At 45.5% G+C, this 20,842-nt stretch carries 19 protein-coding genes; 6 read left to right on the top strand and 13 right to left on the bottom strand.

Annotation, left to right across the window (positions count from 1 at the left end):
* Positions 1–96: 96 nt before the first annotated feature.
* The 8 genes from H5073_RS09165 to hemA form a co-directional block, all read right to left on the bottom strand.
* Positions 97–327, bottom strand: a complete 231-nt coding sequence (locus H5073_RS09165; RefSeq protein ID WP_182679109.1) for a hypothetical protein — start codon at positions 325–327, stop codon at positions 97–99.
* Between the two features lie 275 nt (positions 328–602).
* Entirely contained in the window at positions 603–1,451 is an 849-nt protein-coding gene (kdsA, locus tag H5073_RS09160) for a 3-deoxy-8-phosphooctulonate synthase (protein ID WP_182679153.1), read from the bottom strand.
* Positions 1,452–1,481: 30 nt separating this feature from the next.
* Entirely contained in the window at positions 1,482–2,729 is a 1,248-nt protein-coding gene (locus tag H5073_RS09155; protein WP_182679107.1) for a DUF819 domain-containing protein, read from the bottom strand.
* A gap of 178 nt (positions 2,730–2,907) precedes the next feature.
* Complete coding sequence (locus H5073_RS09150) at positions 2,908–3,690, bottom strand: tetratricopeptide repeat protein (protein WP_182679105.1); 783 nt, start codon at positions 3,688–3,690, stop codon at positions 2,908–2,910.
* 9 nt (positions 3,691–3,699) lie between these two features.
* A complete protein-coding gene (locus H5073_RS09145) occupies positions 3,700–4,086 on the bottom strand; it encodes a SirB2 family protein (protein ID WP_182679103.1) in 387 nt (128 codons plus the stop codon).
* A gap of 133 nt (positions 4,087–4,219) precedes the next feature.
* A complete protein-coding gene (gene prmC / locus H5073_RS09140) occupies positions 4,220–5,074 on the bottom strand; it encodes a peptide chain release factor N(5)-glutamine methyltransferase (protein WP_182679101.1) in 855 nt (284 codons plus the stop codon).
* A 9-nt stretch (positions 5,075–5,083) separates the two neighbouring features.
* The gene (gene prfA / locus H5073_RS09135) at positions 5,084–6,169 is read right to left on the bottom strand and encodes a peptide chain release factor 1 (protein WP_182679099.1); all 1,086 of its coding nucleotides are present in this window, start codon (positions 6,167–6,169) and stop codon (positions 5,084–5,086) included.
* Positions 6,170–6,183: 14 nt separating this feature from the next.
* The gene (gene hemA / locus H5073_RS09130) at positions 6,184–7,434 is read right to left on the bottom strand and encodes a glutamyl-tRNA reductase (RefSeq protein WP_182679097.1); all 1,251 of its coding nucleotides are present in this window, start codon (positions 7,432–7,434) and stop codon (positions 6,184–6,186) included.
* A 256-nt stretch (positions 7,435–7,690) separates the two neighbouring features.
* On the opposite strand from hemA, the gene lolB reads away from it, so the two are divergent.
* The 6 genes from lolB to H5073_RS09100 all read left to right on the top strand — a co-directional run bounded on the left by lolB (position 7,691) and on the right by H5073_RS09100 (position 14,475).
* Positions 7,691–8,299 (top strand): lipoprotein insertase outer membrane protein LolB, encoded by a 609-nt coding sequence (gene lolB / locus H5073_RS09125; RefSeq protein WP_182679151.1) that lies wholly within the window; start codon positions 7,691–7,693, stop codon positions 8,297–8,299.
* 65 nt (positions 8,300–8,364) lie between these two features.
* Positions 8,365–9,219, top strand: a complete 855-nt coding sequence (ispE, locus tag H5073_RS09120; RefSeq protein WP_182679095.1) for a 4-(cytidine 5'-diphospho)-2-C-methyl-D-erythritol kinase — start codon at positions 8,365–8,367, stop codon at positions 9,217–9,219.
* A gap of 89 nt (positions 9,220–9,308) precedes the next feature.
* Positions 9,309–10,256, top strand: coding sequence for a ribose-phosphate pyrophosphokinase (locus H5073_RS09115; protein ID WP_182679093.1), 948 nt, complete (start codon positions 9,309–9,311; stop codon positions 10,254–10,256).
* Between the two features lie 583 nt (positions 10,257–10,839).
* A complete protein-coding gene (locus tag H5073_RS09110; protein ID WP_182679091.1) occupies positions 10,840–11,742 on the top strand; it encodes a nuclease-related domain-containing protein in 903 nt (300 codons plus the stop codon).
* 452 nt (positions 11,743–12,194) lie between these two features.
* A complete protein-coding gene (locus H5073_RS09105) occupies positions 12,195–12,650 on the top strand; it encodes a GNAT family N-acetyltransferase (protein WP_182679089.1) in 456 nt (151 codons plus the stop codon).
* 1,045 nt (positions 12,651–13,695) lie between these two features.
* Positions 13,696–14,475: an EAL domain-containing protein gene (locus H5073_RS09100; RefSeq protein WP_182679088.1), complete on the top strand. Its 780-nt coding sequence runs from the start codon at positions 13,696–13,698 to the stop codon at positions 14,473–14,475.
* Positions 14,476–14,480: 5 nt separating this feature from the next.
* Here H5073_RS09100 and H5073_RS09095 read toward each other — a convergent pair whose 3' ends face one another.
* From H5073_RS09095 to gabD, 5 genes are all read right to left on the bottom strand, one after another.
* A complete protein-coding gene (locus tag H5073_RS09095) occupies positions 14,481–14,789 on the bottom strand; it encodes a cupin domain-containing protein (RefSeq protein ID WP_182679086.1) in 309 nt (102 codons plus the stop codon).
* A 230-nt stretch (positions 14,790–15,019) separates the two neighbouring features.
* Entirely contained in the window at positions 15,020–15,580 is a 561-nt protein-coding gene (locus tag H5073_RS09090; protein ID WP_182679083.1) for an avidin/streptavidin family protein, read from the bottom strand.
* A 193-nt stretch (positions 15,581–15,773) separates the two neighbouring features.
* Positions 15,774–17,891 carry a methyl-accepting chemotaxis protein gene (locus tag H5073_RS09085; RefSeq protein ID WP_182679081.1) on the bottom strand — a complete coding sequence of 706 codons (2,118 nt, stop codon included), beginning with the start codon at positions 17,889–17,891 and terminating at the stop codon, positions 15,774–15,776.
* A gap of 189 nt (positions 17,892–18,080) precedes the next feature.
* The gene (gabT, locus tag H5073_RS09080) at positions 18,081–19,358 is read right to left on the bottom strand and encodes a 4-aminobutyrate--2-oxoglutarate transaminase (protein WP_182679079.1); all 1,278 of its coding nucleotides are present in this window, start codon (positions 19,356–19,358) and stop codon (positions 18,081–18,083) included.
* Positions 19,359–19,367: 9 nt separating this feature from the next.
* Complete coding sequence (gabD, locus tag H5073_RS09075; protein WP_310734237.1) at positions 19,368–20,834, bottom strand: NADP-dependent succinate-semialdehyde dehydrogenase; 1,467 nt, start codon at positions 20,832–20,834, stop codon at positions 19,368–19,370.
* Between the last annotated feature and the right edge of the window lie 8 nt (positions 20,835–20,842).

The raw sequence follows: 20,842 nt of genomic DNA, 5'->3' as shown, positions 1-20,842 counted from the left end.
TCACCTATTCATCTGGGTAAAAAAACGCCATTAACACTCGATATCCAATAAAGTGAAAATCATTTTAAATCAATAACTAAAAATCAACATAACAGCCTACTTACTCGATGCTGCATCGCGTTTTACTAAGATAAAAGTGAGGTACATTTTGGTGGGTAGAGATAGTGCCATGCCCAGCGAAACACAGGCAGCGCTGATAATGATGCCATTCACGCCCATGGATTCTATAGTGTGATTAAAATTGTGGAAGTAAATTCCCAGTAAGATCAGACTAAACCCACTACAAATACAAATCTTCAACAGCAATATCAGTTTGTCATCCGTCATCACCATCTCCTCACTGTTTATCGTTATCATCTGAGCTGAGATTAACTATGAATGGCTTTAGCTACCTAGGCTTTGATATGGATCAAGACTCATATCAAATCAAAGGTAAGTGTTCCGCATTAAACGATACATTTCACTATAGGGAAATGTCGCGTGAATTAAGCGATAGTCACGAAAAACAACCATAAAAAATGCCCTGTGTTGCTGGGCAACTCAGGGCATTTTTTCTCTGCGTCCTGTCTTTAACCAAATGGTTGCAGACATCGCTTATGATGTTATTTACTGGTGTCTATGGGTGCAAATGATTTAACTAAATCATCGACTGCTTTCATCTGCTTAAGGTAGTTTTCAAGCTGATGTAGCGGAAGCGCACAAGGGCCATCACACTTAGCGTTATCGGGATCTGGGTGTGCTTCAATAAAGAGACCCGCAATACCTAAAGCCATGCCAGTTCTTGCAAGTTCAGTGGCTTGAGCACGGCGGCCACCGGCAGAATCTGCACGGCCACCTGGGCGTTGCAGTGCATGGGTAGCATCGAAAATCACTGGATAACCGGTTTTTTTCATGTCATCCATGCCTAGCATGTCTACCACTAAGTTGTTGTAGCCAAAGCTTGAGCCGCGCTCACAAAGGATAATCTTGTCGTTACCTGCTTCATTAAACTTAGTCACTATGTGACGCATCTCGTGAGGTGCTAAGAACTGCGGCTTCTTCACGTTGATGATGGCGCCTGTTTTAGCCATGGCGACCACTAAATCAGTTTGACGAGCCAAAAACGCCGGTAACTGGATGATATCAACCACTTCAGCAACTGGTGCACACTGGGCCACTTCGTGAACGTCTGTGATTAAAGGCACATTGAAGGTGCGTTTGATTTCTTCGAAGATTTTTAAACCTTCTTCCATACCCGGGCCACGATAAGAGTTAATCGATGAGCGGTTAGCTTTATCAAAGGAGGCTTTAAACACATAAGGAATGCCCAACTTTTGGGTGACTTCCACATAATGCTCGGCAATTGACATAGCAAGGTCGCGAGACTCAAGCACATTCATACCACCAAATAGCACAAATGGCTTATCGTTGGCGATTTCAATGCTGCCAGAACCTGTGGCTAAGTTAATCATTTTTTGATCCATGGTGAACCTCGTTAATCGTTAAACTGCAACAATTTGTAATAACTGACCACATAGCCATGCCATGTAAGTCCCTAATGCATAACCAAATACGGCAAGCAATACCCCAACTGGGGCTAATGCAGGATGAAACGCTGCGGCAACAACAGGTGCCGATGCGGCGCCGCCAACATTGGCTTGGCTACCCACTGCCATGTAGAACAAGGGCGCACGAATAAGTTTAGCTACCAGTAACATTAAGCCTGCATGCACTAACATCCATACTATGCCGATAAGGAAATACAGTGGCGTTTCAGCAATTTTGCTAATGTCCATATGCAAGCCAATGGTGGCCACTAAAATGTACAAGAATGCGGTAGCAACCTTTGAGGCGCCAGCGGCTTCTAAATGACGCACTGGACTAAAGGATAGCCCAAGACCTATGGTGGTCACGATAACCACTAACCAGAAGAAGTTTGAGGTTAAGCTGTAATCTGCCGTCCAAGGGTAGTTGGTGGCGAAAAATGGCGCGAGAAAATCAGCTGCCAAATGCGCTAAACCTGTGATACCAAAGCCCACTGCAACTATCATCATCAAATCTTGCAAGGTCGGAATGCGGGAATTTTCCGCGTGGTATTTCTCAACCTTCTGTTTTAAGACTTCAATAGCACTGGTATCAGCCCCCGTTCTAGCATCAATCTCTTTGGCTTTAGAGGCCATAAACAGCAGCACTGCCATCCAGATGTTGGCGACAATCACGTCCACAGTCACCATCACGGAGAAGATATCGCCGCCTACCTCGTAGATTTCTTTCATTGCAGCTTGGTTAGCGCCGCCGCCAATCCAACTACCTGCAAGAGTTGTCATGCCGCGCCACACTGCATCTGGGCCATTATTACCTATCAAGCTTGGGTCGATAATAGAGACAGCCAATAAGGCGATTGGGCCGCCGAGCACTATGCCTAAAGTACCGGTGAGAAACATTATGATGGCTTTAGGGCCCAAATTTAAAATGGCTTTTAAATCTACACTTAAAATGAGTAATACTAAGCAAGCTGGCAGCAAGTAGCGTGAGGCGACAAAATAAAGCTGGGAAGTATGACCATCGACAATACCAAAGGTATTAAGCAATGAAGGTAAGAAATAGCACAATAATAAGGCTGGAATAAACTTGTAGAATTTTTGCCAAAATGGGTGCGTTGAAGAGTTAGTATAAAAAACGCCCCCCAAGATAACGGCCAATATACCCAGTGCTACGGCATCATTGGTCACCAGTGCGGCTGTGGTCATAATCTTTCTCCCTTAAATAGTTAACACAGTTGTTCAAACACTTGTTCTGATTAACTGTTTTGATAATTGATATCTTGTTGTTTTATTTTTTACTTTATCGTTTTCGCTTTACTCATTCTTAAATGTTACATGTCATTGAACTTATTCCCAGAGTCACATGACATCGAACTTCATCAAGCTAGTGAAAAGTCTGAGCTTGCTGGCTTAATTCTTTTAATTGAATTTTGACCAGCTCAATCACAGGATCGTGCGGGCTGTTATCAATAAAATGCTGCAAATCTGACATAGCAACCTTGATACAACCTAACTGCTGAGCAATAAACGCTCGTTCACGATTGAGGTGCACATCATCAGGATGCCATTGTAGCAGCAAGCTGCAGCACTCCATGGCTGGTTCAAACTTATGTTTGACGATGGAACCAGCTTTAAGTTCGTGGATCATTCGGCTCAGCAAACGCTTCAGGGTTACTGCTTTAAGGTGCCTCGGTTTAAGCTTGGCTTCATTCCCCAGCTCGCCGCGCACTAAAGCGCTTAATCCATGCTTGCTCAGCTCAAGACCGGTTAATGGATCGTGATACTTAACCTGCCCATTAACGCAGCTTTTAAGCACAGTATTGCCAGGCAATAGCACCGCCTCCAAGGTTAAGTCTAACTGCTTAGCCAACAAAACAAGCACTGTCGCTAACGTAGTGCTATTGCCTTGGCGTGTCATAATGCACTGACCTAGATCCGCCGCCTCAATGCTGAAATAATCATCCCGCACTCGAAAGCCTAAATCTTGGTAAAACCACTGAAACAGCCCTGTTAAGCGCTGCTCTTGATTAACCACATAATGACTCAACACGGCGCCCGCAAGCTCAAACCATGCCCATTGGGCGGTTTTCGCTTGCGTAAAACCTAAGTGTTCACAAATTTCAAATGCACTTTCTGGGATGCGTATGTCATCCATAAGTTTATCCATGACGACGCATTAACCTATTAGAGCAACTTGCTTAAATACTGCCATCTTGGCGGCAAACACTATCCAGCCTATGGCACCAATAAAGGCGAACACTTTAAACAATTTATTTCTATCGGTTCTAAGCGCCATGTATCCCAATAGAATATAGGCACCCACTGCGATAATTTTCTCAGTGAGCCATGGATCGACAAAAGGAAATTGCTGAATAATAAAGCACAATGCTAACCCAGATAACAGCAGGAAGGTATCAATCACATGAGGCGCAACTTTGACAAACTTCTTGTCCATAATGCTCGACTGACGCAGTTGCAATACAAAACGCACCACAAAAAATAACACACTGATCGCCACTAAAGTTAAATGCAGATGCTTAACGGCAAAATATAAGGTTTCCATTTAATGATTCTCAAATATAAGGGGAACAAAATTGGCGGCTAGTTTATATCAATTTGATCAAACTGAATAATAAACTAGCCTCAAAACGAGGAAGATAATTGCGCCGTTAGCTCAGCATTGCTGAAACAGGACCTTAACCCAGCCAATGACCTAAGGTGCACCTATCATTGCTGCCAAAGTCACGCACTGTGGCGACTTGTTGATACCCAAGCTCGATGAGTTTTTCCCGCACCTTGATGGCCTGCTCAAATCCATGCTCTAAGAGTAAATAACCACCGTGGGCTAAATGCTCGCGAGCATGCTCGGCGATGTGGAATAAATCCGCATAGCCGTGTTCACCCGCGGTTAGTGCGCTTTGAGGCTCAAAACGCACATCACCTAAGTTAAGGTGCTCATCTTCAGCATCAATGTAAGGTGGATTAGAGACAATTAAATCAAAGTCTCTGTCACTGACGGCGCTGAACCAGTCCGATTGTAAAATCTCGACTTGAGGCAAATTAAGGTTCAAGCGATTCGCCTTAGCCAGCTCCACCGCATCATCCACTTTATCAATCGCTGTGACTTTCCAATCTGGGCGTTCTGAAGCTAATGACAAAGCAATAGCCCCAGTGCCGGTACCTAAGTCGAGCACTTTGGCTTGCTTACTCACAGATAAATTAAGCGCCGTTTCGACCAAAATCTCGGTGTCAGGGCGCGGGATCAAGGTGGATTCATTAACGATAAAGGGCAATGACCAAAATTCACGTTCACCAATAATATGTGCTACAGGTACACCTTGCTGGCGCTTAAGCACCATCTGATGAAACGCCTTAAACTGCGGCACAGTTAATGCCCGCTCAGGCCAAGTATAAATAAAGTTTCTTGGCTTATTCAGGCAATGTAGCAATAACACTTCGGCGTCCACATGGGCTGATTCTGAGCTGGATGCCAGCTGTGAATAGGCCCATTGCAGCGCTTCGGCTATGGTTGAGTATGAAGATTTAGTCAAATCTTATCCTTATTCGTCAGCAAGGGCGGCAAGAAGATCCGCTTGATGCTCTAGCATGATAGGTTCTAGCAAGGCATTCAAGTCCCCTTCCATCACTTCATTGAGGCGATAGAGTGTCAAGTTGATACGGTGATCGCTCACTCGCCCTTGTGGGTAATTGTAAGTACGAATGCGCTCAGAACGATCGCCGCTGGCCACAAGGCTGCGACGAGTGCTCTCTTCTGCACTGCGACGCTTCTCATCTTCAATCGCTTGAATTCGGGCCGCTAACACGCTCATGGCTTGAGCACGGTTCTTATGTTGCGAGCGCTGATCCTGACATTCAACAATAATGCCCGAAGGAATATGGGTAATACGAATGGCGGAATCCGTCTTGTTCACGTGCTGACCACCGGCGCCCGAAGCACGGAAAGTGTCAACTTTTAAGTCGGCGGGATTAATGGAAATCGCTTCGGCTTCAGGCACTTCATGCAGTACCACCACAGTACAAGCTGAAGTATGCACCCGGCCTTGAGATTCAGTCTCAGGCACACGTTGTACCCTGTGACCGCCTGATTCATACTTTAATTTGCCATACACGCCTTCGCCGCTGACTTTAACGATAATTTCTTTAAAGCCACCAAGATCTGCTTCGTTGACGTTCATCACTTCTACTTGCCATTTATTGGCTTCGCAGAAACGGCTGTACATGCGATATAAATCACCAGCAAAAATGGCAGCTTCATCACCACCAGCACCGGCGCGAATTTCTAAGAAGGCGTTAGTGTCATCGTTAGGATCTTTTGGCAGCAATAGAATTTGCAGCTCATCTTCGAGCTCTTCAAGTACTTTCTTGGCCGCTTTCATTTCTTCTTGGGCCATCTCACGCATTTCGGCGTCGTCTTCTTGCAGCATTTCTTTCGCCGACGCTAAGTCTAACTGAGCCTGCTGGAAGGCTTTGAAGCTTTTGACTACATCTTCAAGTTGAGAATACTCTTTTGATAAGGCACGAAAGCGCTCTTGATCTGAGATAACTGTCGCATCGCCTAGCATGGCCAATACTTCTTCATTGCGCTCAAGCAAGCCTTCAAGCTTGCCAATAACCGATTGTTTCATTTAGCTCACTAACCTTAGTGTTTATCTAATCCAAGGGCTGTTCTTAATTGACCTAGGGTATTTAAGTCTCCCTGACGACTCGCGACGGTAAGCGCTTGAGTTGGCGAATGAATAAGACGATTAGTTAACCTATTGGCTAACTCAAGTATCACCTGTTCATTGTCGCCGCCTTGGGCTAATTTATTCAAGGCACGCTCGACTAACTCGTCTTTTATCGCCAAGCTCTGACTGCGGTACTCACGAATACTGTCGACAGATTCTAAAGATTTCAGCCACTCCATAAACAGCAGTGATTGATCTTCAGTAATTAATTCAGCTTGTTCTGCGGCCTCTTTTCGAGAAGCCATGTTTTGTTCAATTATGCTATGCAGATCGTCCACAGTATAAAGGAAGGCATCGTCTAACTCACCCACCTGGGCCTCAATATCACGAGGCACCGCAATATCCACTAACAACATGGGCTGGTGACGGCGGGTCTTTAAGGCTTTTTCCACCATGCCCTTACCCAGTATAGGTAAAGGAGAGGCGGTAGAGGATATCACGATATCCGCCTTAGGGAGAAAATCTGGAATTTGTTGCAAGGTAATGGCGGTGGCATCGAAGGCCTCACACATGGCCTGTGCACGCTCTAAGGTGCGATTAGCAACCACTATGGAGGCCACGCCATTATCTTTAAGGTGTTTGGCCACCAGCTCTATGGTTTCGCCGGCGCCAATGAGTAGCACCTTAGTGGCTTTTAATGAAGAGAAAATATGCTTTGCCATGCTAACAGCGGCAAAGGCCACCGATACCGCAGCGGCGCCAATCTCAGTCTCGGTGCGCACTTTTTTGGCTACCGAAAAGGTATTTTGAAATAGCCTGTCTATGGTCAGCGCCGTGGTGCCCGCTTCTTTGGCTTTAACAAAAGCTTGCTTTACTTGGCCTAAAATCTGCGGTTCACCTAAGACTAAAGAATCAAGCCCTGCGGCAACTCGCATCAAATGCTTTACCGCAGCTAAATCTTCATGCTGGTAAATGCAGCTCATCAGCTCTTGCAAGTCCAGATTATGATAATCAGCTAACCACTCAATCACTTCCGCAGCAGCCGCATCATTGCAATACAGTTCAGTACGATTACAGGTAGACAGGATCACAGCTTCCCCCGAGCGAGTGCGACTCGCTAGGCTTTTCATGGCGTCATGAATGCTATCTGGGGAGAAAGCGACTTTTTCTCGCAGGTCTACCGTGGCCGTTTTATGGTTGATCCCGATTGCTACTAAGCTCATCTGACTCGTTTTGGATCCTGACTCATATCGTTAATCGGCACATTCTACTCAATTGCCGTCACTAAAAACACAATTGGCTTAACAAAAGCGAATAAAAGCAGACCAATATCACTGTTTTTTGGTTAATTGAGTAGTTTTAAACGATTCTAACTGGCTAGTTTCACAGAGCAAAGTGTTATTGCTGCAATGAAAGATTTTTACAAAAACCTATGACCTAAGTATCATGAGTCCAACTCACAACCACAAATTAAGCCTGATGCCCTCTAATCTGAATCATACTCTGCTGCTCAGCTTGTTGTTTATCACAGGCCTGTTATCAGGCTGTACCAGCACCTTAGGTGAACAATACCAGAACTTAAACGTGAGCCAAACCAAGCAAGCTAAGGCGTGGGAATTGCAGGGTAAAATTGCGGTTAAATCCCCCACAGACAAATTCAGCACCAACCTTTACTGGTTTCATATTGGTGAAGAAAATCAGCTCAATCTCACCACAGTGCTAGGCACCACAGTGCTAAAACTCAGCAGCACCCCAGGGATTGCAAGGCTCGAAGTGGATGGCAAAGAATATGTGGACAGTAACCCGCAAGATTTATTAGAAGCTGTCAGCGGCTGGTCAATTCCCTTAGATAACTTACCTTTATGGATAACCGGTCAAGTGGGCGCTAATGATAAAATCAGCGCTTATCATGACGATGGTTTGATTAAAACCTTAATCAGTCCAGCTCCTGAGCACAACTGGCAAGTGAGTTTTTTAAGCTGGCAGCAACAAAGCGGTGCCAGCGTACCTAAGCTGATAAAAATTGAACGGGCAGGCGTGCAAGTAAGAATTCAGATAAATCGCTGGCAAGCACTCAAGAGTCAATAATAATCAATGGTCAGCAGGCATCAACGCCAGCTGACTCTTATAAAAACCTTAGGGACGATGCAACAATGACATCCTCAATTTCCAAGAATTGGCCAGCCCCTGCGAAACTTAACCTATTTCTGCACATCACAGGACAAAGAGACAATGGTTATCATGACTTGCAAACCCTGTTTCAATTTATTGACTACTGTGACTATTTAGACTTTCAAACCAATCTTAGCGGCAAGATTACCCTTCACAGCGAGTTATCTAAAGTTGTCGCCGACAAAGATAACTTAATTCTGCAAGCCGCAAAATCTTTGCAAAACCACGCAGGAATAACCCAAGGCGCCGACATTTGGCTGGAGAAATTACTGCCGATGGGCGGCGGTTTAGGTGGCGGTTCATCGGATGCAGCCACCACATTAGTGGCGTTAAATAAGTTGTGGAACATTCACTATCACAACAATGTTTTGGCCGAGATTGGTTTAAAATTAGGTGCGGATGTCCCTGTTTTCATTCATGGTTTAGCCTCTTTTGCCGAAGGTTTGGGTGAGCAACTAAAACCTGTGTCACCCGCTGAAAAATGGTACCTAGTCTTAGTCCCAGATGCCCATGTCTCCACGCAAGCTATCTTCCAATCTCCCAACCTCACCCGTGATACCCCTAAGTTATCTTTAGCTCATTTAATGAATCAAGATTGGTCAAATGACTGTGAAAAACTCGTGGTAGCGCACTACCCTCAAGTTGCCAATGCCTTAAGCTGGCTGGTAGAATATGCGCCGTCAAGAATGACCGGAACAGGCGCATGCGTGTTTGGGGAATTTGAACAAGAACAGCAAGCCCTAGCAGTATTGGCAAAGTTACCGTCAAACATGACAGGTTTTGTTGCCAAAGGCATGAATAGATCGCCGTTATTAGCGCGACTAACTCAAGCCTAAGGACTCTTCTGGAAACGCATGTATAAAAAAGCAACACAGATACACGTTTTTCAGCCACTTACTTTACGCATACATCTGAGGTTAATAAAGTGCCCGACATCAAGCTCTTTACTGGTAACGCTACCCCTAATCTAGCCAAAAAGATCGCCGACCGTCTGTTTTGCAAACTTGGAGATGCCGTTGTAGGCCGTTTCAGTGACGGTGAGATCAGCGTTCAGATCAACGAAAATGTACGTGGCGCGGATGTTTTCATCATCCAGTCAACTTGTGCACCGACAAACGATAACTTAATGGAACTCATAGTGATGGTAGACGCCTTGCGCCGCGCCTCCGCTGGCCGCATTACTGCGGTAATTCCTTATTTTGGTTACGCCCGTCAAGACCGCCGCGTTCGCAGTGCTCGTGTGCCTATCACAGCTAAAGTGGTTGCCGACTTCCTTTCAAGCGTGGGTGTAGACAGAGTATTAACCTGTGACTTACACGCAGAGCAAATTCAAGGTTTCTTCGACGTGCCAGTAGATAACGTATTCGGTAGCCCAGTGCTATTAGAAGACATGCTAGCCAAGAAGCTTGATAACCCAGTGGTTGTCTCTCCTGACATCGGCGGCGTAGTGCGCGCTCGCGCGGTTGCCAAATTACTGGATGACTCAGATTTGGCCATCATCGACAAACGTCGCCCTATGGCGAACGTGGCTCAAGTGATGCATATCATAGGTGATGTACAAGGCCGTGACTGCATCATAGTCGATGACATGATTGACACTGGCGGCACACTTTGTAAAGCTGCAGAAGCTCTCAAAGAGCACGGGGCTAACCGCGTATTCGCTTACGCCACTCACCCAGTATTTTCTGGCAAAGCGGCTGAAAACATTGCTAACTCAGTGATCGATGAAGTGATAGTAACCGACACTGTGCCATTAAGTGATGAGATGCTTGCCATCAGTAAAGTGACTCAACTGACTATGTCAGGCGTGCTTGCAGAAGCCATCCGCCGCGTCAGCAACGAAGAATCAATCTCGGCCATGTTTAGCCACTAAGCGTTTAGTCACTAAGCGATTAGACATTAATCGGTTAGTGACTCAGTTAACACAAGGTCGCTAGCACTAAAAACGCACTCCCAAGGAGTGCGTTTTTGTTTGCGGCTTTTAAAAAAGTTGAAAGCGGGTTCAGTGAACAAGAGCATGAGCATAAACCTAGCTTGGGTAGTTAAAAGCAAGTTTCAATAACATTCGTTTGCTGGATAGGCGGGCATACAAGATAAACCACGGCCCAATTCTTACATAAAAAGTCTCAATCACACGCGTGCTCTTGATTTAAATCACAAGCATCCGTGTAGCTCGCTTCGACGCCCCCTTATCATAAGCAAGACAGTAGAAGCTCGTCTCGCAAATACTCATGGTTCATCTTAGCGGCCTCAGTGTTGCCCTCGAATTATCAAAAATGAACGTCGGTGGCAGCGTTTAAATGACTCAATAAGTGCTTACATTTTTTGAAACTGGGAGTATATTATCTACTGATTCATGGATTTAGAACGATACTTTTAACCATAAAAGATTAGCGACTAGCTGATTAACTGCCAAAGATATGGCGTATTGGGTCAAGCTGACCTCAAGGATGAAAATGACAAGCTTCACCTCAAGCATATTATCAGTAGGCATTCTTCTTTCTAGCATGTTCGTCACCATAGGGGTGATGTTTGTCTTACTTAAACACCGCGACCACACAGTAAAACTACCCGTCGATCGCGATCAACTCCTTCGTATCCCCGCTTTTGGCTTACAACAAGAGATACAAGACCTTCAAATTAACTTGATAGCCAGTATGTTAATGGGCGTATTGGTTGTATGTCTCCCATTTGCCGTTAACAGTATTCAAGCCCACATCGCCATCGGTAAGTTCCCGTGGCTGTTTGCCATAACCACAATTCTCGGATTAACCTATTGCGGTTGTAAAACGTGGGCAAACTTTTCCAAACTCACCAAGTTACGCTTAGGCCACACTGCAGAAATAGCCACTGCCAATGAACTCATCGGCTTACAGGCTTTGGGCTATCAAATCTTTCATGACATACAAGCCGATGGCTTTAACATCGACCATTTAGCCATAGGGAAAAATGGCGTATTCGCCATCGAAACCAAAGGCCGCCACAAGCGTAAACGCGACAGTAAATCGACAAGTGCTACCCAAGGTAAAGACTACCAACTCTTTTATAAAGATGGGCGCTTACATTTCCCCTCTTGGACAGAAACCAAACCCATAGAACAAGCCGAGCGCCAAGCTAAGTGGGTCAGTCAATGGCTAACAAGCGCCACAGGCCAGCAAATATTCAGCAGCCCGATACTGGTATTCCCCGGTTGGTACGTGACAAGCCAAACAAAGCCACCGTTTCCGATTATTAATCACAAACAGTTAATTAAAGCGTTACCAACAGTGCGAACACAAACACTCAGCCAACAACAAGTCGACGCCATTGTTTATCAAGTCGCACAGCGGTGTTTGAGTAAGACCGAGACGGGGATATGATAGAAACGGCGGCAGCGTTAATCTGTGGACTTAAGCATGAACCTAGCTTGGGTAGTTAAAAGCAAGTTTCAATAACATTCGTTTGCTGGATAGGCGGGCATACAAGATGAACCATGGCATTCACTCTACGACACGCGTGAATACTTCCGTGTAGCTCTCTTCGACGTCCTGTCTCAGAAGGTCGTCTCGTAAATACTCATGATTCATCTTAGCAACTTCAGTGTCGCCCTTGAATTATCAAAAATGAACGTGGGTGACACCGCTAATAATTTTTACGTCACCCTACCGCGCCCGCCCTTGAAAATCATATTTTTTACAAGTAAAATCAGTGTGTTGCATTAGGTTTCGTGGGAATAATAGGTTCCATTCTTTTTGGCAGATAGCTTAGACAAAATGCGCATACGCACTATACAAAGGTTAGTTTTTAGGAGATTTCGGTGATAGTCAGGAGAATGGAAGAGAAGGATGTTGAAGCTGTAAGTGCCACTTGTATGGCTTCGTTTTTGCGTTCTGTTGCAGACACATTGTCAGAGGAAGGGGTTTCAACCTTTTCGAATATTGCTGCGAGTCATGCTTTTCTTGACAGAATGAAGGGCGACAACTTGATTCTAGTTGCTGAAAAAGATGGAAAAATTGAAGGCGTAATAGAGCTAAAGGAAGGTTGTCATGTTGCAATGCTCTTTATTATCCCTGAACGCCAGAAAAAAGGTATTGGGAGGAAGCTGCTTTCATCAGCCCTGAATCACGCGAAGTTTGAAACTGTCACCGTTAGCGCGTCCCTGCCTTCAGTTCCCGCCTATGAGAAATATGGGTTTGAGTGTAAGGGTGAAGTAGGAGAGTCGGCAGGTTTGCTCTACCAGCCTATGGAGATCAAACTTAACACGGTAATGCACGCGACCAGCGTATGATTGCGGCGTTATAAACAACAAGGATAGATTTTGTCACTTAAAGGATACGAAAAAGTAACAATAGCCGTAAGCAGGTATAGAAAATATGAAATTGATTTTCACGAGTTTCGCGGTTGGGTTATTCCTTACGCATGCTCGCTTCAAGATGACCTTGGTTACGAAAGGAAGGATTTCTACAATAATCTAGACAATTGGTTCGAATATATTGAGTTCTGTTATTTAGAAGTAGACCGAAGAAACTTAACCCTATCGATTGCTAACTTTCTTGAACTTCTGATAGAGCAAGAGCCCAGGCCCATTGTTCTACCAAAGGGAGATAGGGTTGTTAAAGAGCAAATGTTATAATCGTGTCACCCATCGTAATTCTTAGCTTTTAAAGCTAAGAGTTTACGAAAATGCAAAAAAGATGAGCCATGGGCGCTTCACCACAAAAAGTCGAGAAGACCGTCCATCCCATGGCCGCTCTTTAGCATCTGACCCACATGGATTTGAGAAATGTCATTATGATGTCGGGAACATCATTGACCATGCCATCACGTCATTTGTAAGTCCTTTTCACATCAGACAGAATGTTCTACTTTTGTTTAAATCGAAGGCAATGGACGGCTCTTGTTTAAATCAAAAAAGCTGCGTGTCGATGACACTTTTTACGAAAGAAATGGGCCATGGCAAGCCTTGTGTGGCAGAGATAAATACAGTCTCCTCTCGTTCTCCTTTAAGTTAGCCAGTTACGAAAATAATGAAAAAGGTGGTGCTGTGTGCTGGGTTTTCAGTGCCTGTGGCACTTAGTCCATGCTTTCGGGGAGGGTTAATCGTTCTGCATCATCTTCTCTATTTTGGCGTCCACTTACCTTGCAGAATTAAATAATTAAGATATCGTTACGTGTGATACCTCGTTTTAACAGCCAAACCTAGCTCAACACTGGTGTATCAGGGGACTTATAAGCGGGTTCGAAACACGCCACATAAACGCCTTTAGTATCATGGAATATCTTAGTGTGTTACTGAAAATTTCAGCTTACGTTGTATTTTTTAAGGTTTATGAATGGACACTATACCGATAATTTACGACCGATTTTCTTGCAATAATTGTGCTGATAAAGGCAAGCTTGATTTCGATTTTACCATGGCGTTTCAACCCATCATTAACTGTAAAACCCGCAGCATATTTGGCTATGAGGCATTGGCGCGAGGCTTAAATAATGAGTCTGCATTCTCTGTGATATCTCAGGTCAATGATGACAATCGCTATCTTTTTGATCAGCTGTGCCGGGTGAAAGCTATTGCCCTTGCCGCTAAGCTTAAGCTCGATTCTATTCTGAGCATCAACTTTCTCCCCAAGGCCATTTACAAACCTGAACGCTGCATTCGAACCACCTTAGATGTCGCTAAACTGTATGGATTTCCAACTAATAAAATCATGTTTGAGTTTACTGAGAGCGAAAACATTGATGATATTGATTCAGTTAAACGTATCCTTGAATTCTATAAGGATTCAGGCTTTATCACCGCCATTGACGATTTTGGCTCTGGCTATGCGGGTTTAGGATTACTGGTAGATTTTCAGCCCAAAATCATCAAATTTGATATGAAGCTTATTCGTAATATCGCCCAAGATAAAATCCGCCAAGCTATCATTCTCAACTGTTTGAATTTATTTCGACAACTCAATGTTACTCCATTAGCTGAAGGGGTGGAAACCCTAGAGGAAATGCTATGGTTACAAGATGCGGGTATTGAGCTAATGCAGGGCTACTTGTTCGCCAAACCCGGTTTTCAATCCCTACCACAAGTCAATTTTAATGCTCTGCCTACCGTTCCCTAGCAGTGCTAGGCCTTAAACCACAGCTCGATTTCATCGGTTTCAACCTCAAACTCGGCGCTGTGCTCTGCAAAAGCGGGCACGTGGTACCACTGCCCCACACCAATGCGGGTTTGCTCACCATTTAGGGTCAGAATTAACTCACCGCGGGTAATCACCCCATAGTTATCGGTATCATGCTGATGGGGAGGAATACGGGTTCCTGCGGGATAGGAGGCAAATAACACATCAGCTCCATTGGCAGCGAGTTTGTAAGCATCGAAGCGGCCATCATAAAGCGGTAATGTTTTGATTTTATCTGGATACTGACCTGACATAAGCATTTCCCTATTTTTGATTTCAACTCCCATAGCTGCAAGCAATCCTCTTGCAAATATAGCTTGTTTGAGCGCAAGCCATGACGACCACTATGCCATTAGCCCTATAAAAAAAGAAGCCTAGCTATGGGCTTCTTTTTATTAATGTTCATTCACTAAGCTCTGACTAAACTCTGACTAAGCTCTGACTAAACTCTTACTAAACTCTGACTAAGCTAAGCACTTAAAGCTTAAGGTTTGAGTGACAGGGATTTATTTTCAATGGCGCTGGTTTGCGAAAACACGTCCTGACCTTTAAGGATCTGCGACGGGCTGCTTGAGCCATTCACCACCAGTTGCCATAAGGTGCTAATTTTTCCCTGACCGCCAGCATTGCTATAAAAACCACTCCAAGAAGTGATTGAATTACACGACTCAACTGAGTTAAGCCATTTAGTGCTAAAGCTGATGGCCGTGCCAAACACCCAACCATTAACTGGATAGGGGCTATTTTGACAGGCAAAGCCAGCGGCCCTGTTGATGTAGCTGCCAGTCAGCTCACCTTGGGCGTTAATGCTATTGATATAAAGGGTAGAACCATCTTGATTAACCCAGGCAGACATTGCCGTAAACTCTTGAGCCATCAAGGTGCCACTCACTCCACAAAGACAGATAAGTAAAGCACTGATTTTTAGATAATTAAATGCAGACTTGAGATAATTAAACAGTGTTTTGAACTGATAAAACGCTAAAATTGCGGCTTTCGCTTTATTGAGTAATATGACTAGAGAAGAAAATAGAGAAGTATTCATGGTAAGCATTCCTTAATTAATTGACGTCATCCATAAAAGGCTGAGCATTCAAGCAATATCGATACACAGTCCTTAGTTTACCTACCCCATAAGCATAGTTAATAACTGTCTTTGTCGGACAACAAAAAAGGCTAAATCCTGTTTAGCCTTTTATCTTTTGCCATAGTGATGACGTTACTTATGCCTGCAATAGCTAGGTTTTTAAGCGCCCTAACTGCTCGTGTTGACGCTCAACAAGCTTGGCTAAGCTTTGACTGCTCTGCTGTGCTTCATCTGCAAGGCGTGAAAGTTCGGCAGCCGAATCGGATATACCGGTAATATTACGGCTCACTTCTTCAGTAACTGCACTTTGCTCTTCCGCAGCGGCTGCAATATGAGTCACCTGCCCAGACACTTCCTCAATTTGCTTCACCATGCTATTGAGGTAAGTTAGCGCCTTGTCGGTTTGCTCTACCGCTTGCTGCGCCCCTGCAGCGCCTTTATCGATGACGCTGGATGCACTCAAGACTTCTTTTTGCAGCGAGTCAATCAAGGTGCTGATGTCATTAGTTGAACTCTGGGTTTTTGAGGCTAATGAGCGCACTTCATCTGCGACCACAGCAAAGCCTCGGCCTTGTTCTCCCGCCCTTGCAGCTTCGATCGCAGCGTTTAACGCTAGTAGGTTGGTTTGCTCAGCAATGGCGCTAATTACTTCCAAAATGCGGCTAATATTATTACTACTTTCAGATACTTGACCTACAGCTTGCTTAGCTAATAGAGAGTCTTTTGACATGGCCTCAACATACGCCATCGCCTGGCTTAAGCTTTGCTCACTGGACTTAACGTTTTTAGACATGGCCTCGGTTTCTAATGCCGTCTGCTCAGAGGCTTTGGCGACTTCTTGAGCTGTGGCGCTGAGCTGGTTAACCGCTGTCACTACGCTGTCGATTTCACCGTATTGGCGATTCACACTGTCTCGGGTCAGCTTGGCAATCTTAGCCGAGGTGCGGCTTTCCTCTTGGGAGCTGTCGGCCAAGACTTTTAAGTCACCAATCAGCAACCTAAGTTTAGTAATAAAGGTGCTAAATCCTTTGGCAAGGGCGATTAACTCTGCATGGGACTCGACTTCAATTATCTGGGTAAGGTCACCCTCTGCACTGCCAAGATTCTCCACTCTAGCTTGAATTTTTCTCAGCGGCGATATAATGCTAGAAATCAATACTTTAATTGTGATAATGGCAAAAATAGATACCACGCTGCCCACTATCAACATTAAACTCCCTAAAGATGCCGCCGTTGCCGACATGGCATTATCAGCAGCCTCTACCGATTGAAATGCAAAGGCTTTAGGTACTTCAATCACCAAAGACCAGCTGGCGTCTGCAAGCGGAATTTCAATGGGGTAAGCAACGGCTATACTGTCTCCAAGCTCAATAAAGCCTTGATTTTTAGCCAACTGAATTAAGATGTCAGCATCGTTTTTAGGCACAGACTCGCTCAGTGGACGCGCCATTTTGTCATAATGGCTGGCGGCCACCACTAACCCTAGCTGACTTAATAGTGTTACCTTAGCTTGACCTTGATAAAGGCTCTTAGACAGTTTTTCTATTAGGCCTTGAAACACTGGTAAATTAACGTCAACTCCCGTCATACCTTTAAATTGATTATCAATCACCACAGGCACGGTAAGCGAGGTCATCAAGACATTATTGCCAGGAGAAATTTCGTAGAGATAAGGCTCCATCAAACAAGGCTTTTTACTGTCTTTAACGCACAAATACCATTCCGCCTCTCTAAGGCCAAATTCATTAAGTGTTGCGTTGTACTTTTCCTCCGCTTCCTCCACTTGAATGTGCTCAGCAACCCCGCTACTGCTGCGGGCATAATAGACTTCCAAGGTCCCCACATTGGGCACACTGTGACTTACTGGGTATAAGTATTCATTATCACGGCCATCGTATCCATTAGGCTCAAACTGAGCATACATGGATGAAATCTGTTTATTTTTGTCAAGCATGGCTTCAATGGAAGTTTCTAGCCTACTGCGCTCTAAAGGGTCTTCCTTGGCGGTTTTTTCCAACATACCTGCAAACGCAAACGGAATTCGGTAGGCTTCATTAATAAACCCTGCCACCTGTTCACCATACTCTCCAGCCCTAGCATCGAGTTTGTCTTTAATTTCACTGTATAACGCCTGTTGGATTTGCAGTGACAATTGCACATTTTTCTCGGTTAACGCCCACCACAAGCTCAAGGACAGCACTGTCACTGTCACCAAAAAAAGCCCTGATGTGATCCACAAGAGTTTTGAACTGATCGACAAACGTTTCATGTAAATTCCCCATTTAACAAACAGCTAAAGCATAGTCTAAAAACAACAATACGGCAGAATAAGCCGCTGAAATTAAAATAAAAGTAAGAGAGAAACTTAAACCGTTGAAGTATTGAGAATGAGCGGGTCGTTCACCCGCTCATGAAAAGGGCTTTAGCCTTAAGGCAAGCCTGTCATATTAAGTGGAACTCAAGCAGAAAAAACTTTGTTAAAACAATCAGCCAAAATATCTAACCCTAAATCAAGTTGCTCATCAGGCGCCGTTAAGGGCACCAAAATACGCAGCACATTACCAAACGTGCCACAGGACAATAAAATCAGCCCGCGACTTCGCGCTTCTGCCAATATTTTGGGGCTATACTCAGGGGCCGGTTTGCCCTGCTCCATAAGCTCAATCGCTATCATGGCGCCAAGGCCGCGAACTTGTGCAATTTGCTTATGTTTAGCCTGCATGACCCCAAGCCGCGCTTTAATATGCTCGCCCATTCTATTGGCCCGCTCAAGCAGTTGCTCCTGCTCAAACACCTCAATGACTGCCAGCGCCGCAGCGCAGGCAATAGGGTTGCCCCCATAAGTGCCGCCTAAGCCACCCGGGCCTATGGCATCCATCACGGTAGCGCGCCCTGTTATCCCCGACAGCGGAAAACCGCCGGCGATGGACTTAGCAAAGGTGGTGATATCTGCCGCTACGCCCATTTGTTCCATGGCGAAAAAAGTGCCCGTACGGCCGGCGCCAGTTTGCACTTCATCGGCGATAAGCATTATGCCTTCTTGATCGCATAAGTCTCTAAGTCGCTTCATAAAGGCTGGCGTCGCTGCATAAAAGCCTCCCTCGCCTTGCACTGGCTCTAAAATAATCGCTGCGATATCACTAGGCTCAGCATCATTTTTAAAAATCCGCTCAATCGAAGCCATAGCATCATCTTCAGAAACCCCATGTAACTCACAGGGAAATAAGGCTCTAAACACATTGCTCGACATCAACCCCATGCCTTTGCTGTAAGGCGACACTTTGCCGGTTAACGCCAAAGTTGCCATAGTGCGGCCATGGTACGCCGAGGTGAAAGCTATCACTCCCGCGCGCTTAGTATATGCCCGCGCGACCTTAATGGCGTTTTCCACCGCTTCTGATCCACTGGTGAATAATGCGCTTTTCTTAGGGAAATTTCCCGGCACTAATTGATTGAGCTTTTCACACACTTGAATATAACTCTCATAGCCTAAGACCATGAAACAGGTGTGAGAAAAATCCTCTAACTGCGCTTGCACAGCCGCCTTCACTTTAGGGTGCAGGTGGCCGGTATTGAGCACAGCAATGCCCCCTGCAAAGTCGATATATTCGCGCCCTTCCACATCCCAAACTGTGGCGTTGTCCGCCCTTTGGGTGAATATGGGATGAACTTGACCAACACCCGGGGCCACAGCGGCTTGGCGGCGGGCCATCAATGCTTCATTTGTATTGCTCATAACCTGCTCCTATACCGACATACAGATGTATTTCATTTCTAAGTATTCTTCGATGCCATATTTTGAACCTTCACGGCCAAGGCCCGATGATTTAATCCCGCCAAAGGGGGCAACTTCTGTGGAAATTAGCCCAGTGTTAACGCCCACCATGCCGTATTCCAACGCTTCAGCGACTTTATAAACCAAGGAGATATCACGGCAATAAAAGTACGCCGCCAAACCAAATTCAGTGTCATTGGCTTGGCTAATGACGTCTCCCACATCATCAAATTTAAACAAGGGCGCCAGTGGGCCAAAGGTTTCTTCCTTAGCAACCCGCATACTGGCATTAACGCCAGTTAACACTGTGGGCTCAAAGAAGTTACCGCCTAATGCATGACGCTTACCGCCCATCAGCACCTGCGCGCCTTTCGCTACTGCATCATTAATATGCTCAGTCACTTTCGTCACCGCCGCCGCATTAATCAGTGGCCCTGTGGTGACACCGTTATTAAGACCATTGCCCAAGTTAAGCTTACCCACGGCGGCGGCAAGTTTGCTGGCAAAGGCATCATAAACTCCAGCCTGCACGTAAATGCGGTTTGCGCACACGCAGGTTTGGCCTCCATTACGGAATTTGGCGATCATCGCGCCTTCTACCGCCGCATCGAGGTCAGCATCATCAAAAACAATAAAAGGCGCGTTACCGCCAAGCTCCAAGGAGAGTTTTTTAAGGGTCGGCGCGCATTGCTGCATCAAGGTGATACCAACCGGTGTTGAGCCAGTAAAGGACAACTTACGCACAATAGGGCTTTCACACAGGGTATTACCTATAGCGATGGCATCTCCTGGCACCACATTGAACACCCCTTTGGGGATCCCAGCGCGGTGAGCAAGTTCGGCCAATGCCAGTGCTGAAAAAGGCGTTTGTGGCGCTGGTTTAACCACCATGGTGCAACCCGCAGCAAGGGCTGGGGCGGCTTTTCTGGTGATCATAGCGGCAGGGAAATTCCACGGCGTAATGGCAGCCGTGACGCCAACGCCTTGGCGAATAACCGTGATACGTTTATCCGCTTGATGCCCTGGAATAGTATCGCCATAAATGCGTTTCGCTTCTTCGGCAAACCATTCGATAAAGGCGGCGGCATAGGCCACCTCTCCTTTGGCTTCAGCCAAGGGCTTGCCTTGCTCTTGGGTCATAATAAGCGCGAGATCGTCTGTGTTTTCAATGATTAATTCAAACCAGCGCCTAAGCTTACTGCTGCGATCTTTTGCAGATAATGCCCGCCAAGCTGGCAGCGCGTCATTGGCAGCATTAATGGCAGTTTGGGTTTCTTCGCGGCCCATGTAAGGTACTTTACCTAAAGGAAGCTGGCTTGCTGGGTTTAAAATCAGCCGTGTTTCACCACTAAGGGCATGGCACCAAGCGCCATTAATGTATGCCTGCTGACGTAACAAGCTAGGATCTGATAATTGTTGAATGCTAGATAACGGCACAGATGCCT

This window comes from Shewanella sp. SR44-3 (assembly GCF_014163735.1).
Classification (GTDB): domain Bacteria; phylum Pseudomonadota; class Gammaproteobacteria; order Enterobacterales; family Shewanellaceae; genus Shewanella.
Note: the sequence above shows the minus strand (reverse complement) of the source record. Positions and strands in the feature narration are given on the sequence as shown.

Excerpts from the sequence above, each read along its gene's own strand:
- H5073_RS09165 (WP_182679109.1), bottom strand. The coding sequence starts at position 327 with ATGACGGATGACAAACTGATATTGCTGTTGAAGATTTGTATTTGTAGT.
- kdsA (WP_182679153.1), bottom strand. The coding sequence starts at position 1,451 with ATGATTAACTTAGCCACAGGTTCTGGCAGCATTGAAATCGCCAACGAT.
- H5073_RS09155 (WP_182679107.1), bottom strand. The coding sequence starts at position 2,729 with ATGACCACAGCCGCACTGGTGACCAATGATGCCGTAGCACTGGGTATA.
- H5073_RS09150 (WP_182679105.1), bottom strand. The coding sequence starts at position 3,690 with ATGGATAAACTTATGGATGACATACGCATCCCAGAAAGTGCATTTGAA.
- H5073_RS09145 (WP_182679103.1), bottom strand. The coding sequence starts at position 4,086 with ATGGAAACCTTATATTTTGCCGTTAAGCATCTGCATTTAACTTTAGTG.
- prfA (WP_182679099.1), bottom strand. The coding sequence starts at position 6,169 with ATGAAACAATCGGTTATTGGCAAGCTTGAAGGCTTGCTTGAGCGCAAT.
- hemA (WP_182679097.1), bottom strand. The coding sequence starts at position 7,434 with ATGAGCTTAGTAGCAATCGGGATCAACCATAAAACGGCCACGGTAGAC.
- lolB (WP_182679151.1), top strand. The coding sequence starts at position 7,691 with ATGCCCTCTAATCTGAATCATACTCTGCTGCTCAGCTTGTTGTTTATC.
- ispE (WP_182679095.1), top strand. The coding sequence starts at position 8,365 with ATGACATCCTCAATTTCCAAGAATTGGCCAGCCCCTGCGAAACTTAAC.
- H5073_RS09110 (WP_182679091.1), top strand. The coding sequence starts at position 10,840 with ATGACAAGCTTCACCTCAAGCATATTATCAGTAGGCATTCTTCTTTCT.
- H5073_RS09105 (WP_182679089.1), top strand. The coding sequence starts at position 12,195 with ATGGAAGAGAAGGATGTTGAAGCTGTAAGTGCCACTTGTATGGCTTCG.
- H5073_RS09100 (WP_182679088.1), top strand. The coding sequence starts at position 13,696 with ATGGACACTATACCGATAATTTACGACCGATTTTCTTGCAATAATTGT.
- H5073_RS09095 (WP_182679086.1), bottom strand. The coding sequence starts at position 14,789 with ATGTCAGGTCAGTATCCAGATAAAATCAAAACATTACCGCTTTATGAT.
- H5073_RS09090 (WP_182679083.1), bottom strand. The coding sequence starts at position 15,580 with ATGAATACTTCTCTATTTTCTTCTCTAGTCATATTACTCAATAAAGCG.
- H5073_RS09085 (WP_182679081.1), bottom strand. The coding sequence starts at position 17,891 with ATGAAACGTTTGTCGATCAGTTCAAAACTCTTGTGGATCACATCAGGG.
- gabT (WP_182679079.1), bottom strand. The coding sequence starts at position 19,358 with ATGAGCAATACAAATGAAGCATTGATGGCCCGCCGCCAAGCCGCTGTG.